General features: G+C 59.8%; 13 protein-coding genes. 10 read left to right on the top strand and 3 right to left on the bottom strand.

Going from position 1 to position 13,725, the window contains the following annotated elements; genetic code table 11:
* Positions 1-28 precede the first annotated feature (28 nt).
* The 4 genes from tauA to tauD all read left to right on the top strand — a co-directional run bounded on the left by tauA (position 29) and on the right by tauD (position 3,617).
* Complete coding sequence (gene tauA, locus PMI28_RS23810; protein ID WP_007983151.1) at positions 29-1,006, top strand: taurine ABC transporter substrate-binding protein; 978 nt, start codon at positions 29-31, stop codon at positions 1,004-1,006.
* 15 nt (positions 1,007-1,021) lie between these two features.
* Positions 1,022-1,816 carry a taurine ABC transporter ATP-binding subunit gene (tauB, locus tag PMI28_RS23815; RefSeq protein ID WP_007983149.1) on the top strand — a complete coding sequence of 265 codons (795 nt, stop codon included), beginning with the start codon at positions 1,022-1,024 and terminating at the stop codon, positions 1,814-1,816.
* Positions 1,813-2,646 (top strand): taurine ABC transporter permease TauC, encoded by an 834-nt coding sequence (gene tauC / locus PMI28_RS23820; RefSeq protein WP_007983147.1) that lies wholly within the window; start codon positions 1,813-1,815, stop codon positions 2,644-2,646. Before tauB ends, tauC begins: the two co-directional genes overlap by 4 nt.
* 128 nt (positions 2,647-2,774) lie before the next feature.
* Positions 2,775-3,617 (top strand): taurine dioxygenase, encoded by an 843-nt coding sequence (tauD, locus tag PMI28_RS23825; RefSeq protein ID WP_007983145.1) that lies wholly within the window; start codon positions 2,775-2,777, stop codon positions 3,615-3,617.
* A 143-nt stretch (positions 3,618-3,760) separates the two neighbouring features.
* On the opposite strand, the gene mgrA is transcribed toward tauD, so the two are convergent.
* Positions 3,761-4,798 (bottom strand): L-glyceraldehyde 3-phosphate reductase, encoded by a 1,038-nt coding sequence (gene mgrA / locus PMI28_RS23830; RefSeq protein ID WP_007983143.1) that lies wholly within the window; start codon positions 4,796-4,798, stop codon positions 3,761-3,763.
* Positions 4,799-5,035: 237 nt separating this feature from the next.
* Between mgrA and PMI28_RS23835 the strand changes: the two genes are divergently transcribed.
* Positions 5,036-5,296 carry a hypothetical protein gene (locus PMI28_RS23835; protein ID WP_007983141.1) on the top strand — a complete coding sequence of 87 codons (261 nt, stop codon included), beginning with the start codon at positions 5,036-5,038 and terminating at the stop codon, positions 5,294-5,296.
* Between the two features lie 24 nt (positions 5,297-5,320).
* Here the strand turns inward: PMI28_RS23835 and betT are convergent, their stop codons facing one another.
* Positions 5,321-7,282 carry a choline transporter BetT gene (gene betT / locus PMI28_RS23840; RefSeq protein ID WP_162130407.1) on the bottom strand — a complete coding sequence of 654 codons (1,962 nt, stop codon included), beginning with the start codon at positions 7,280-7,282 and terminating at the stop codon, positions 5,321-5,323.
* Between the two features lie 430 nt (positions 7,283-7,712).
* Positions 7,713-8,639 carry a serine O-acetyltransferase EpsC gene (gene epsC / locus PMI28_RS23845; RefSeq protein ID WP_007983137.1) on the bottom strand — a complete coding sequence of 309 codons (927 nt, stop codon included), beginning with the start codon at positions 8,637-8,639 and terminating at the stop codon, positions 7,713-7,715.
* Positions 8,640-8,829: 190 nt separating this feature from the next.
* On the opposite strand from epsC, the gene PMI28_RS23850 reads away from it, so the two are divergent.
* The 5 genes from PMI28_RS23850 to PMI28_RS23870 all read left to right on the top strand — a co-directional run bounded on the left by PMI28_RS23850 (position 8,830) and on the right by PMI28_RS23870 (position 13,647).
* Positions 8,830-9,828: a D-cysteine desulfhydrase gene (locus PMI28_RS23850; protein ID WP_007983135.1), complete on the top strand. Its 999-nt coding sequence runs from the start codon at positions 8,830-8,832 to the stop codon at positions 9,826-9,828.
* A 351-nt stretch (positions 9,829-10,179) separates the two neighbouring features.
* Complete coding sequence (tcyJ, locus tag PMI28_RS23855) at positions 10,180-10,974, top strand: cystine ABC transporter substrate-binding protein (RefSeq protein ID WP_007983133.1); 795 nt, start codon at positions 10,180-10,182, stop codon at positions 10,972-10,974.
* On the top strand, positions 10,974-11,639 hold the full coding sequence (gene tcyL, locus PMI28_RS23860) for a cystine ABC transporter permease (protein ID WP_007983131.1): 666 nt from the start codon (positions 10,974-10,976) through the stop codon (positions 11,637-11,639). Before tcyJ ends, tcyL begins: the two co-directional genes overlap by 1 nt.
* Before the next feature lie 4 nt (positions 11,640-11,643).
* Positions 11,644-12,399 carry an L-cystine ABC transporter ATP-binding protein TcyN gene (gene tcyN / locus PMI28_RS23865; protein WP_007983130.1) on the top strand — a complete coding sequence of 252 codons (756 nt, stop codon included), beginning with the start codon at positions 11,644-11,646 and terminating at the stop codon, positions 12,397-12,399.
* Between the two features lie 483 nt (positions 12,400-12,882).
* Entirely contained in the window at positions 12,883-13,647 is a 765-nt protein-coding gene (locus PMI28_RS23870) for a hypothetical protein (protein WP_007983128.1), read from the top strand.
* Positions 13,648-13,725 lie beyond the last annotated feature (78 nt).

Below are 13,725 nucleotides of genomic sequence, written 5' to 3'. Positions count from 1 at the left end.
ACTCGGTCGCCTGACAAGGAGCTTTCTGATGAAACTGACTTTCCCTCTACGCTTGCTGGCGGCCGCTTCCTTGGCTACCGCAAGTTTCTTTGCCCAGGCGGCCGGTGTCACCGTCGCCTACCAGACCACCGTTGACCCGGCGAAAGTCGCCCAGGCCGACGGCACCTACGAAAAAGCCACCAAGGCCGATATCAGCTGGCGCAAATTCGACAACGGTGCCGATATCATCGCCGCCATTGCCTCCGGCGACGTGCAGATCGGCTACCTCGGCTCCAGCCCCCTGACCGCTGCAATCACTCGCAAAGTCCCGGTAGAAACTTTCCTCATCGCCACCCAGATCGGCGCCGCTGAAGCCTTGGTTGCCCGCGATGGTTCCGGGATCAAGACCCCGCAAGACCTGATCGGCAAGAAAATCGCCGTGCCGTTTGTATCCACAGGCCACTACAGCCTGCTCGCTGCACTGAAGCACTGGAACATCGACCCGTCGAAAGTCACCGTTCTCAACCTGGCGCCACCCGCAATCATTGCCGCCTGGAAACGCGGTGACATCGACGCCACTTACGTCTGGGACCCGGCCCTCGGTGTCGCCAAGGAAAACGGCAAAGTGTTGATCACCTCTGGCGAGCTGGCCAAGTTCGGCGCACCGACGTTCGATGCCTGGATCGTGCGCAAGGATTTCGCCGAGAAGCATCCGGAGATCGTCACCGCCTTCGCCAAAGTGACCCTGGACGCCTACGCCGATTACCGCAAAGACCCACAAGCCTGGCTCGCCAACCAGGGCAACGTCGACAAACTGGTGAAGCTCTCCGGCGCCAAGGCCAGCGATATTCCGCTGCTGCTGCAAGGCAACGTCTACCCGCTGGCGGCTGACCAGGTGATCACTCTCGGCGCGCCAACCACCAAAGCCATCACCGACACCGCTGCGTTCCTCAAGGAACAAGGCAAGGTCGAGGCTGTGCTGCCGGACTACGCGCCGTACGTCAGCGCCAAGTTCATCACCAACTGATCGGGAGTCAATGCGATGGCCTTGCTACAGCTGGAGCGTATCAGCGCACAGTACCCCGGCAACCCGGAACCGGTGTTGGCGGATATCTCTCTGAGCCTCGGCCCCCGGCAATTGCTGGTCGCCCTCGGCCCGTCCGGCAGTGGCAAGACTTCGCTGTTGAACCTGATTGCCGGTTTCGTCGAGCCCAGCGCCGGGCGCATCAGCCTCGATGGCGTGCCAGTCAAAGGCCCGAGCGCCGAGCGCGGCGTGGTGTTCCAGGACGACGCGCTGCTGCCTTGGCAGGACGTGCTGGCCAACGTCGGCTTCGGCCTGGAGCTGGCCGGCATCGCCCGGGACCAACGCGAAGCTCGCGCCAGGGAAATGCTCGCCCTGGTCGATCTTTGCGGTTTTGAACAGCGCCGCATCTGGCAGCTCTCGGGCGGCCAGAAGCAGCGTGTCGGCCTGGCCCGTGCCCTCGCCGCCGACCCGCGCGTGTTGCTGATGGACGAACCTTTCGGCGCCCTCGACGCCTTCACCCGCGAGCAGATGCAGGAACTGTTGCTGCAAGTCTGGCAACGCACCGCCAAACCGGTGTTCCTGATTACCCACGACATCGAAGAAGCTGTATTCCTCGCCACCGACCTGATTCTGTTGGCGCCGAACCCGGGGCAAATCGTCGAGCGCCTGAGCCTCGATTTCGGTCAGCGTTACGCCGCCGGTGAGTCGGCTCGCTCGATCAAATCCGACCCGCGTTTTATCGAAACCCGCGAACACGTACTCGCCAAAGTGTTCTCCCAACGCAGCGCCGCCCAGCGGCAGGAGCGCGCATGAGCAGTTACGAAATTCCCGTCGCGGCGATAAAACCGGGCTCAGCCGTGATTCCGGTAAATCGTCACTTGAGTACTCGCTGGATCAGCGTGCTGACACTGGCCGCGCTCGTTGCCATTTGGTGGGTCGTTACGGCGACCGGTTTGATCGAGCCGCTGTTCCTGCCGCCGCCTTCTGCCGTGCTGCAAAAAGGCTGGCTGCTGGCGACCTCGGGTTATATGGATTCAACCCTGTGGCAGCACCTCGGTGCGAGTCTGGGCCGCATCGGCCTGGGACTCGGTTTTGCGATTCTCACCGCCGTACCGGTGGGAATCGCCATCGGCGCCAACCGTATCGCCCGTGGTGTACTCGATCCGTTGATCGAGTTCTACCGGCCGATTCCGCCGCTGGCCTACCTGCCACTGATCGTGATCTGGTGCGGCATCGGCGAATTGTCGAAAGTGCTGCTGATCTACCTGGCGATCTTCGCCCCGATTGCCATCGCCACCGCCACCGGCGTGCGCACGGTCGATCCGGCAAAATTGCGTGCCGCGCAGTCCTTGGGTGCCACTCGCGCGCAGTTGATTCGCCACGTGATTTTGCCGAGTGCCTTGCCGGACATTCTGACCGGTGTACGCATTGGCCTCGGTGTGGGTTGGTCGACGCTGGTCGCCGCCGAATTGATCGCCGCCACCAGCGGTTTGGGCTTCATGGTGCAATCAGCCGCGCAGTTCCTGGTCACCGATGTGGTGGTGCTGGGAATTCTGGTGATCGCGCTGATCGCCTTCGCCATGGAAATGGGCCTGCGCGCCCTGCAACGCAAACTGGTGCCGTGGCACGGCCAGGCCCACTGAAATCATAAATGTGGGAGCGGGCTTGCTCGCGAATGCAGAGTGTCAGGCAACTTTATTGAGACTGACACACCGCTTTCGCGAGCAAGCCCGCTCCCACAAAAAGCGCATCCGAATTCAAGAGAAACACCATGAGCGAGTTGACCATCACCCCTTTAAGCTCGGCCCTCGGCGCACAAATCAGCGGCGTCGACATCAGCCAGCCGCTGAGCGCGGAACAACGCGATGCCATTGAGCAGGCCCTGCTCAAGCATCAGGTCCTGTTCTTTCGCGACCAGCCGATCACACCGCAACAACAAGCACGATTCGCCGCCTATTTCGGCGACCTGCACATTCATCCGATCTACCCCAACGTGCCGGAACAACCGCAAGTGCTGATCCTCGATACCGCCGTCACCGACGTGCGCGATAACGCGATCTGGCACACCGACGTGACCTTCCTGCCGACTCCGGCGATGGGCGCGGTGCTCAGTGCCAAGCTGCTGCCGGAATTTGGCGGCGACACATTGTGGGCCAGCGGGATTGCGGCGTATGAAGCCTTGTCGGCACCGATGAAAACCTTGCTCGAAGGCCTGACCGCCACCCACGATTTCACCCGTTCGTTCCCGCTGGAGCGCTATGGCAACACGCCCGAGGCGCTGGTCCAGTGGGAAGAAGCACGGCGCAAGAATCCGCCGCTGGCGCACCCGGTGATCCGCACCCATCCGTTGAGCGGGCGGCGCTCGCTGTTCGTCAACGAAGGCTTCACCTCGAAGATCAACGAGTTGTCGGAAACCGAAAGCGAGGCGATTCTGAAGTTTCTGTTTGCCCATGCCACACGGCCGGAATTCACCATTCGCTGGCGCTGGCAGCAGGACGACATTGCGTTCTGGGACAACCGCGTGACCCAGCATTACGCGGTGGATGATTACCGCCCGGCGCGGCGGGTGATGCAGCGGGCGACGGTGTTGGGGGATGTGCCGTTTTTTCGCTAAATCCCTGACATTTTCATTGCCTGTTCAGGCCCCTTCGCGAGCAAGCCCGCTCCCACATGGGATTTGTGTCGACCACCAACCTGTGGGAGCGGGCTTGCTCGCGAAGAGGCCGGAACAGGCACCAAAAATCCAGTACCGATCACTTACTCCGCAGTCGAAGGCTTCTCCCAAAGATTGATCCCGCCCTCCTGGGCAAACCGGTCAATCTCCGCCAGTTCTTCCATGCTAAAGCTCAAATTCTTCAATGCCCCAACGTTCTCGATGATCTGCTCCGGCCGGCTCGCACCGATCAGCGCCGAGGTTACCCGAGGGTCGCGCAAGGTCCACGCCAGCGCCAGTTGCGCCAGGCTCTGACCGCGACGCCTGGCAATTTCGTTGAGCGCACGAACATGCGCGATGTTGGCCTCGGACAAGTGCGACGCCTGCAACGAGCCACCACCCGGACGGTTGACCCGCGCATCCGCCGGCACGCCGTTGAGGTATTTGTCAGTCAGCAAACCCTGGGCCAGTGGCGTGAAGGCAATCACGCCAGTGCCGAGTTCGTCGGTGGTATCCAGCAGGTCTTCTTCCACCCAGCGATTGAGCAGGTTGTACGCCGGTTGATGGATCAGCAACGGGACTTTCCATTCTTTGAGCAACGCGGCCATTTCACGGGTTTTCACCCCGGAATAAGACGAGATGCCGATGTACAGCGCCTTGCCCTGTTGCACCGCTGTCGCGAGTGCGCTGGCGGTTTCTTCCAGTGGCGTGTCCGGGTCGAATCGGTGGGAATAGAAGATGTCGACGTAGTCCACGCCCAGACGCTGAAGGCTCTGGTCGAGGCTGGCCAGCACATACTTGCGCGAACCGCCGCCCTGACCGTATGGCCCCGGCCACATGTCCCAACCGGCCTTGCTGGAAATGATCAGTTCGTCACGGTACTGCTTGAAGTCTTCACGCAGCAAACGACCGAAGTTGATCTCGGCGCTGCCATACGGCGGGCCATAGTTGTTGGCCAGGTCGAAATGGTTGATGCCCAGGTCAAATGCCGTGCGCAACAACGCGCGCTGGGTATCGATCGGCGTGCTGTCGCCGAAGTTGTGCCACAGGCCCAGCGACAGCGCCGGCAGCACCAGACCGCTGCGGCCCACGCGGCGGTAAGGGATGGCGTCATAGCGGTTTTCGGCAGCGGTGTAAGTCATCGAATCCTCTCTTGTCGGTTTTGAATCTGGTATCGACTGCTTCGCCAGTCGCCCAGCATACGCCCGGACGGACACCAAAAAACCCGGGATTCGACTAAATGCTGAAACGTTTCATAGAAATTTAATTTGCCCGGAGAATGGAACAAAACAGCGACAGGCTTGCGTGATCAGGGTCGACAGGAACAAAGTCGCCAAAGCAACGAAGAGGCGATACCTATCGCAAGGACGGAACCAGCCATGCACACCACAATCATCATCACCTTCGGCCTGGCCTTGCTCGCCCTGATGCTGTTCATCGGCGAGAAACTCGGCTTCAGCCGCCAGACACTCACCTATAGCTTCGTGATCCTGTGGCTGGCGCTGACAGTGATCAACGGCGCCATCGGTGTGGTGACCGCCGGCCAGTCGTTGAGTACGGAACTGGGGATCGGCACGATGGTGTTCAGCATTCCGGTGGCGGCGCTGGTGTTGTTCATGGTGCTGAGCGCCGAGAGCTGAAAAGCCCCGGCGCCCTGCCCGCGATCAACGCACCAGGTGCAGGAACTGCATGTGCCGTTCGTACTGGTCGAGGATGTCGTTGATGATCTGCTCCTTGGTGTACCCCATCAGATCGTAGTCCTGGCTGCCCTCGCTCAGATGCACTTCGGCCCGATAGTAACGGCGATTGTTGAGCTGCTTGGAACCCATGCCGCCCCGGGCAAAAGACGGCGTGAAATAGCCGCGCATCTGCACTTGATAAACGAACGGATGCTGATCGCCATGGCCGATCTCCAGACTGACGCTGTCATTGGCCGGGTCCGGGTGGGTCGCTACGTGCAAACCCTTTTCGATGAACACGGCCGACACTTCTTCAATCGCCGGGCGTACTGTCGTATCGAGGAAGCGATAGACCTCGTCCCGCGACGGAAAATGTACCGCCTGACTCAGGCGCTGACGCCAGCCGCCCTTGCCACGCAGGGAACCCGAGACCGGTGCCAGTGAGTGCATCTGCGCAATTTTTTTCTGCGATTCCAGATAAAACGCCTTGTGCAGCCCCCACATCATCAACAGCAAGATCAACGAGAACGGCAGCGAGGTCAGGACCACCGCCGACTTCAATGCATCGATGCTGCCGGAGAACAGCAATGCGCTTGTCACTAGCGCAGTCATTGCGCCCCAGAACACTCGCAGCCATTTCGGCCCGTCTTCATCGGGATTGCCGCCCTTGGCGGACAGCGTCGACAGCACCACGGTGCCGGAATCGGCGGAGGTGACGAAGAACACAAAACTGATGAACACCGTAACCGCGATGACGGTCTTGCTCCAAGGGTAGGTTTCCAGCAGCAGGTAGAGCGTCATCGACGGATTGTCGATGGCCGACATGCCGAGCGCACTCATGCCGTGGTTGAGCACTTGATCGATGGCGCTGTTGCCGAAAATCGACATCCACGCCAGGGTGAACCCGAGCGGAATCAGCAGCACGCCGAAAACGAATTCGCGGATGGTGCGGCCACGGGAAATCCGCGCAATGAACAAGCCCACGAACGGCGACCATGCGATCCACCAGGCCCAGTAGAACACCGTCCAGCCGCCCAGCCAGTCGCTGGGTTTGTCGTAGGCGTAGAGGTCGAAGCTCTTCATCGGCAAAGCGCCGAGGTAATCGCCGAGATTCTGGATCAGGGTATTGAGCAAATGCTGCGTGGGGCCGGCGAACAACACGAACAGCAACAACGCACAGGCCAGCAGCATGTTGATGTCAGACATCACCCGCACGCCTTTATCGACGCCGGACACCGCAACGATGATCGCCGCGCCCATCATCAACGTGATCAGACCGATCTGGATCCATTGGGTGTGGGCGATGCCGAACAGGTAGTCCAGGCCCGAATTGAGGTGCAACACGCCGAAGCCCATGTCGGCACCGAGGCCGAACACCGTGGCGATGATGCCGAAACCGTCCACTGCGTAACCGATGGGGCCGTTGATGCGCTTGCCGATCAGCGGATACAACGCCGAACGCAGGGCCAGTGGCAGGTTATGCCGGTAGGCGAAGTAGGCCAGCGCCATGCCGACAAAGGCGAACACGCCCCAGCCATGCAGGCCCCAGTGCAGAAACAGGATCTGCATCGCCTGACGCGCCGCATCCGCCGTACCGGCCTCGCCCTGGGGCGGTTGCAACATGTGGGTCAGCGGCTCGGACACGCAAAAGAAAAACAGGGTGATGCTGATCCCCGCGGCGAACAGCATGCCGGCCCAGGACAGATAGCTGAATTCGGGTTCGTCGTGGTCGGCACCGAGCTTGATCTTGCCGTAGCCGGACAAGGCGGTGACCACCACGAAGACCAGATACAGAGTCATTGCCAGCATGTAGTACCAGCCGACCGTGTTGGCGGCCCAGTTTTGCGCCGCCAGCAACCAGGCACCGGCCTGTTCGGGCATGGCGATGACAACGACACCAAACCACAGAATGAAACTCGCCGAGAACCAGAACACCGGCGGATTCATGCGGATCAAACCGCTTGAAGGGATGGACGATGCACTCATGTACGGTGCACCTCGAAGGGGTAAAACGTGGCTGTGGAAATCGGACTCAGCAAAGGCAAGCCTCCTGTTGTGAGCGGGCAGCGAACCGCCGGTTTAACTTGAATGAACGTTCAAGTTAAACATGGATAGGGTGCTAAGGACTAATCGCAGGGCTCGGCGGTACTGCTCGTACGCTAGCTCAAGGATGTTATGAGGCGGGGTTTGCGGGAATTTGTGGAGTGGTTGCACAGATCAAATGTGGCGAGGGAGCTTGCTCCCGCTGGGCCGCAATGCGGCCCCAAAACCTGCACCCCATTTTTTCAGTTAGATCAAGGTGACAGGCTTTTGCGGCTGCTGCGCAGCCGAGCGGGAGCAAGCTCCCTCGCCACAGAAAAACTCTGCATTGCCGAGCCTACTTCTGCGCCCCATCATCATGCTGCAGATTCGCCTGGGTCAGGTTGCTGCCCGCCGGCACGCTGCGGGTCAGCCAGACGTTGCCGCCAATGGTCGAGCCCTGGCCGATGGTGATCCGCCCGAGAATCGTCGCCCCGGCATAAATCACCACGTCATCCTCGACAATCGGATGCCGCGGCTGGCCTTTCTGTAACTGCCCGTCTTCGTCTGCCGGGAAGCGCTTGGCGCCCAATGTCACGGCCTGATAAATCCGCACGCGCTCGCCGATGATCGCGGTTTCGCCAATCACCACGCCAGTACCATGGTCGATGAAGAAACTGCGGCCGATCTGCGCGCCGGGGTGAATGTCGATACCCGTGGCCGAATGGGCGATTTCCGCGCTGATACGCGCCAGCAACGGCAGCCCGGCACGGTACAAATGGTGGGCCAGGCGATGATGAATCACCGCCAGAATCCCCGGGTAGCACAACAGCACTTCATCGACACTGCGCGCCGCCGGGTCGCCGTGATAGGCCGCCAGCACGTCGGTGTCCAACAGGCTGCGCAACCCCGGCAGCGCAAGGGCGAAGTCCTGAATGATCTGGATGGTTTTGGCTTCGACCTCAGTATCGGCCTGGGCACTGTGGCGCGCGGCGTAGCGCAATTCGAGCCGCGCCTGGGCCAACAGCGCATTCAACGCCACATCCAGCGTGTGACCGACGTAGAAGTCTTCGCTCTCTTCGCGCAGGTCCACCGGCCCCAGGCGCATCGGGAACAATGCCCCGCACAAGGCTTCGAGAATCTCCGCCATGGCCGCCCGGGAGGGCAGCTCGCGACCGCCCTGCTCGGTACTGGCCCGGCCATTTTGCGCTCGCCACTGTTCACGTGCGGTGCGCAGCTGGCTGACGATGGTCTGCAATTGCCAATGGCTGGAACGCTCACTCACGGTAAAAACTCCTCACGGGCGACCGGACTGTCTGGCCGCACTGACGGCGTTTACTTTACGGCAAGGGTCGCAAAGCAAATTAAGAACCAATAATGCTGTGCTCATTACGATTGGCTATAAGCGATTGGCGGTTGCCCCGGCTTTTGGGCGTGCCTATAGTCCTGAGATCTTCAACGGCCAGTACGGACCCATGATCAAACAACAGCTCGCCCGCTTTAACCGCCTCGACCTGCTCGGTCAGCCCACCGCCCTGGAAAAACTCGAACGCCTGTCGACCTGGCTGGGCCGCGACGTGTATGTCAAACGCGATGACCTGACACCGCTGGCGATGGGCGGCAACAAGCTGCGCAAACTCGAATACCTGGCCGCCGATGCCCTGGCCCAGGGTGCCGACACCTTGATTACCGCCGGCGCATTGCAATCGAACCATGTACGCCAGACGGCCGCTATTGCCGCCAGGTTGGGCCTGGGCTGCGTAGCCCTTCTGGAAAACCCCCTCGGCACCGATGACAGCAATTACACCGGCAATGGCAACCGACTGCTGCTCGATCTGTTCGATGCCAAGGTCGAGCTGGTGGAAAACCTCGATAACGCCGACGAGCAACTGCAAGCCCTGGCCGGCCGACTGCGCAACAACGGCAAGAAGCCGTATCTGGTGCCGATCGGTGGTTCCAATGCCCTGGGCGCCCTGGGCTACGTGCGCGCCGGGCTGGAACTGGCCGAACAGATCAAGGACACCGGCCTGACCTTCTCCGCCGTGGTTCTGGCTTCTGGCAGCGCCGGTACTCACAGCGGCCTGGCACTGGCCTTGAGTGAAGCACTGCCGGATCTGCCAGTGATCGGCGTGACGGTTTCGCGCAGCGACGAAGACCAGCGGCCGAAGGTTCAAGGTTTGGCTGAGCGCACTGCGGAGTTGTTGGGGGTGAGTCTGCCGGCGGCATTCAACGTCGAACTGTGGGATGAATATTTCGCCCCGCGTTATGGCGAGCCGAATGCCGGGACACTGGCGGCGGTGAAGCTGCTGGCGAGTCAGGAAGGCTTGCTGCTCGACCCGGTCTACACTGGCAAGGCCATGGCGGGGTTGCTGGACGGGATCGGGCGTCAGCGTTTCGACGAAGGTCCGATTATCTTCCTGCACACTGGTGGGGCGCCGGCGTTGTTTGCCTACAAAGACTATCTGGCAGGCTGAACCATTTATCTTGGATAGGGATTGTCTGTGGCGAGGGAGCTTGCTCCCGTTGGGGCGCGAAGCGCCCCCCTGCATTCTTGGGCCATTTGGGGTTCCCGGATTTACGACTGCTGCGCAGCCGGACGGGAGCAAGCTCCCTCGCCACAATGGATCGCCCTTATATTCAATTTGCGCATAACAAATAGAATATTTATTATTTTCCTATCTAACGGCGGCGTCTTATATTCACGCCGCAGGCGAATTTGCAGCGAGACGCATAAGCTGCATTAGGGCAGGATATCGCAGTCGTCCAATTCCCGAATTTGCCAACTTTCCTAAAGCGTCTTCCATAAGAAAACACAGGGGCTTGTCATGAATTTTTCCGCACTACGTCGCAATCTGCTGGTGGGCTCGCTGGGCCTGGCACTCAGCGCCGGTCTGATCGGCCAGGCGGTTGCCGGTGAGCAACTGCAACAAATCAAGGACAAAGGCGTGATCAACGTCGGCCTGGAAGGCACTTACCCACCGTTCAGTTTCGTCGACGCCGACGGCAAACTGGCCGGCTTCGAAGTCGAGTTCTCCGAAGCCCTGGCCAAAGAGCTGGGTGTCAAAGTCAAACTGCAACCGACCAAATGGGACGGCATCCTCGCGGCGCTGGAATCCAAACGTCTGGACGCGGTGATCAACCAGGTGACCATCACCGAAGAGCGCAAGAAGAAGTACGACTTCTCCACGCCTTACACCGTTTCCGGGATTCAGGCGCTGACCCTGACTAAAAACAAAGACACCATCAAGACCGCCGCCGATCTGGCCGGCAAGAAAGTCGGCGTAGGCCTGGGCACCAACTACGAGCAGTGGGTGAAAGAGAATGTGCCTAAGGCGGACATCCGCACCTACGAAGATGATCCGACCAAGTTCCAGGACCTGCGTGTCGGTCGTATCGACGCCATTCTGATCGACCGCCTGGCCGCGCTGGAATACGCCAAGAAGGCCAAGGACACCTCCGCCGCCGGTGATGCGTTCTCCCGTCAGGAAGCCGGCATTGCCCTGCGCAAAGGCGAGCCTGAACTGCTGGCTGCAGTGAACAAGGCGATCGACAAGCTGCGCGCCGATGGCACCCTGAAAAAGCTCTCGGAAAAATACTTCAACGCTGACGTCACTCAATAATGGAAGAAGCTTTCCAACTCGCACTGGACTCCGCGCCCTTCCTGCTCAAGGGCGCGTACTACACGGTGATCCTCAGCCTGGGCGGGATGTTCTTCGGCCTGGTGATGGGATTCGGCCTGGCGCTGATGCGCCTGTCGCGCTTCAAACTGGTGAGCTGGATCGCCCGCATCTACGTGTCGTTCTTTCGCGGCACGCCGTTGCTGGTGCAACTGTTCGTGATCTATTACGGCTTGCCGCAATTGGGTCTGGAACTTGATCCGCTGCCGGCGGCCCTGATCGGCTTTTCGCTGAACATGGCCGCCTACGCCTGTGAAATCCTGCGTGCCGCGATCAGCTCCATCGAGCGCGGCCAGTGGGAAGCGGCTGCCAGTATCGGCATGACCCGCGCGCAGACCCTGCGCCGGGCCATCCTGCCGCAAGCGATGCGCACGGCTTTGCCGCCGCTGGGCAACAGCTTCATTTCGCTGGTCAAGGACACCGCGCTGGCCGCCACCATCCAGGTGCCGGAACTGTTCCGTCAGGCGCAACTGATCACCGCCCGTACTTTCGAAATCTTCACCATGTATCTTGCCGCCGCACTGATCTACTGGGTCCTGGCCACGGTGCTGTCGCACCTGCAGAACCAGTTGGAAGCGCGGGTCAATCGGCACGACCAGGAGTCCTGACCCAATGATTGTCGTGGAAAAACTGACAAAGCAGTTCAAGGGTCAAGTCGTGCTCAACGGCATCGATCTTGAGGTCAAGGAAGGCGAGGTAGTCGCGATCATCGGCCCTAGCGGTTCGGGCAAGACCACCTTTCTGCGCTGCCTGAATTTCCTGGAAGAACCCACTAGCGGCCGGATCAAGGTCGGTGATATCGAGGTCGATACCAGCCGTCCCCTGAACCAGCAGCAGAGCCTGGTGCGGCGTTTGCGCCAGCACGTGGGCTTCGTGTTCCAGAACTTCAACCTGTTCCCCCATCGCACCGCCCTGGAAAACGTCATCGAAGGCCCGATCATCGTGAAGAAGATCCCGCACGCCGACGCCGTTACCCTGGGTAAGAAGCTGTTGGCCAAGGTTGGTCTGGCGGGCAAGGAGGACGCTTACCCGCGTCGCCTCTCCGGTGGTCAGCAGCAGCGCGTGGCGATTGCCCGGGCGCTGGCGATGGAGCCGGAAGTGATCCTGTTCGATGAACCGACCTCGGCACTCGACCCGGAACTGGTGGGAGAGGTGCTGGCGACCATCCGCGGCCTGGCCGAAGAGAAACGCACCATGGTGATCGTCACCCACGAAATGGGTTTTGCCCGGGACGTGGCCAACCGTGTGGTGTTTTTCGACAAGGGTGTGATCGTCGAGCAAGGCGAAGCGAAGGCGTTGTTTGCCAACCCGAAAGAAGAGCGAACGAAGCAGTTTCTCAGCAAGTTCCTGAATAACGCCCACAACTAATAAGCCTGCGCAACAACAGTCAACTTCCACGGATGGAAGTGACACCCCCTCAAAAAACCACCTCAACAATATCAAACTAAATTTATATATTCGCCACGCCTGCTTTGTAGTCGCGTGCGGTACATATATATGCTTCGCAACAATTCAGTCGTGCTATTCAACTCGGTCGCCTATCGCATGGAATGACCGGCCACTTGCCACGAAACGCCCGCACAACGCGACTCTCAGCAGATAAAGTCGACACAGCGACATGGTTTACTTACTTGTCACCGTAGGAACTTTCTGAATAGCATCAAACATCACCAACAACTAACAAATCTCATTGACACTGGTTATCCATAACTCTTATCTAGTCTCCAGCCAGCGACACTCATTACGCTCAAATCATTATTTCAATTCAAAGTAATGAATGGTTTTGCTGTTCGATATTTAGTTTTTGACTTTCCAGAAACGGACATCGTTGCAAGACTTCAAGGAGACTTCATGAAAAGCACCTCGAACAAACCCGGGCTTGTAGCCCCAACCTTGGCACAATCCAACAAGACCGGCATCAACATTACTTGCGCGGCTCACCTGCTGATCGAGGTAGCGCCCTACCCCGCCATGGACAAGAACGACCTGATCGAACTGTTCTGGGACAACTGCTACGTGGCCTCCCGCGTGCTGACGGCCAGCGATGTCGGCCAACCGGTGCAATTGCGGGTACCTGAAAGTTTTGTCGCCAACGGCACTTCGCGCATTCACTACCGGGTCATGCAAGTTGGCCGGGGTCCGGCGGTATCGGCCAGCCGCAACGTGCAAATCAAACTCGATTGTCCAGGCGGTCAACCCTCCGCGCTGTGCGGCGATGAAAACCAGCGCCTGGCGCCGGTGAGCATTCCCGAGTCGATTCGCCGTCAGGGGGTCAATTCGAGTCAGGTCAAACGCGGTGTTCCCTTGACCATCGAGCCCTACCTGAACATGGCCGCCGACGACGAAATCACCCTGCGCTGGGGCGATGTGCGCATGGACCTGCCGCGGCTCAAATCCGCTGATGTGGGTCAGCCGATTCAGGTCTGGATACCGCCGGCCATCATCCTCGAAGCCGGCGAAGACCTGCGGCTGGAAGTGACTTACTGCATCCTCGACCGGGTGGGCAACAATTCGCGCTGGGCGCCGGCCCGGACGTTGAAGATTGGTTGTGCCAATCCTTATCTGAAAGTCCCCCCGAAAAAAGTGCTCAAGGCTGCCGAATCCCGCAAGCAATGAACACAGGGGTCGGTGCACACCAGCGGAATCATCCTTCTATGTATATTCCTAAAAGTTAGTTAATAAATTATTTATACG

This window comes from Pseudomonas sp. GM48, assembly GCF_000282335.1.
Classification (GTDB): Bacteria; Pseudomonadota; Gammaproteobacteria; order Pseudomonadales; family Pseudomonadaceae; genus Aquipseudomonas.
The sequence above is the reverse complement of the archived record's forward strand: the minus strand, read 5'-3'. Positions and strand labels throughout refer to the sequence as shown.

Excerpts from the sequence above, each read along its gene's own strand:
- betT (WP_162130407.1), bottom strand. The coding sequence starts at position 7,282 with ATGAATCCGCCGGTGTTCTGGTTCTCGGCGAGTTTCATTCTGTGGTTT.
- PMI28_RS23870 (WP_007983128.1), top strand. The coding sequence starts at position 12,883 with ATGAAAAGCACCTCGAACAAACCCGGGCTTGTAGCCCCAACCTTGGCA.
- tauA (WP_007983151.1), top strand. The coding sequence starts at position 29 with ATGAAACTGACTTTCCCTCTACGCTTGCTGGCGGCCGCTTCCTTGGCT.
- PMI28_RS23850 (WP_007983135.1), top strand. The coding sequence starts at position 8,830 with ATGATCAAACAACAGCTCGCCCGCTTTAACCGCCTCGACCTGCTCGGT.
- tcyL (WP_007983131.1), top strand. The coding sequence starts at position 10,974 with ATGGAAGAAGCTTTCCAACTCGCACTGGACTCCGCGCCCTTCCTGCTC.
- tcyJ (WP_007983133.1), top strand. The coding sequence starts at position 10,180 with ATGAATTTTTCCGCACTACGTCGCAATCTGCTGGTGGGCTCGCTGGGC.
- tauD (WP_007983145.1), top strand. The coding sequence starts at position 2,775 with ATGAGCGAGTTGACCATCACCCCTTTAAGCTCGGCCCTCGGCGCACAA.
- mgrA (WP_007983143.1), bottom strand. The coding sequence starts at position 4,798 with ATGACTTACACCGCTGCCGAAAACCGCTATGACGCCATCCCTTACCGC.
- PMI28_RS23835 (WP_007983141.1), top strand. The coding sequence starts at position 5,036 with ATGCACACCACAATCATCATCACCTTCGGCCTGGCCTTGCTCGCCCTG.
- tauB (WP_007983149.1), top strand. The coding sequence starts at position 1,022 with ATGGCCTTGCTACAGCTGGAGCGTATCAGCGCACAGTACCCCGGCAAC.
- tcyN (WP_007983130.1), top strand. The coding sequence starts at position 11,644 with ATGATTGTCGTGGAAAAACTGACAAAGCAGTTCAAGGGTCAAGTCGTG.
- tauC (WP_007983147.1), top strand. The coding sequence starts at position 1,813 with ATGAGCAGTTACGAAATTCCCGTCGCGGCGATAAAACCGGGCTCAGCC.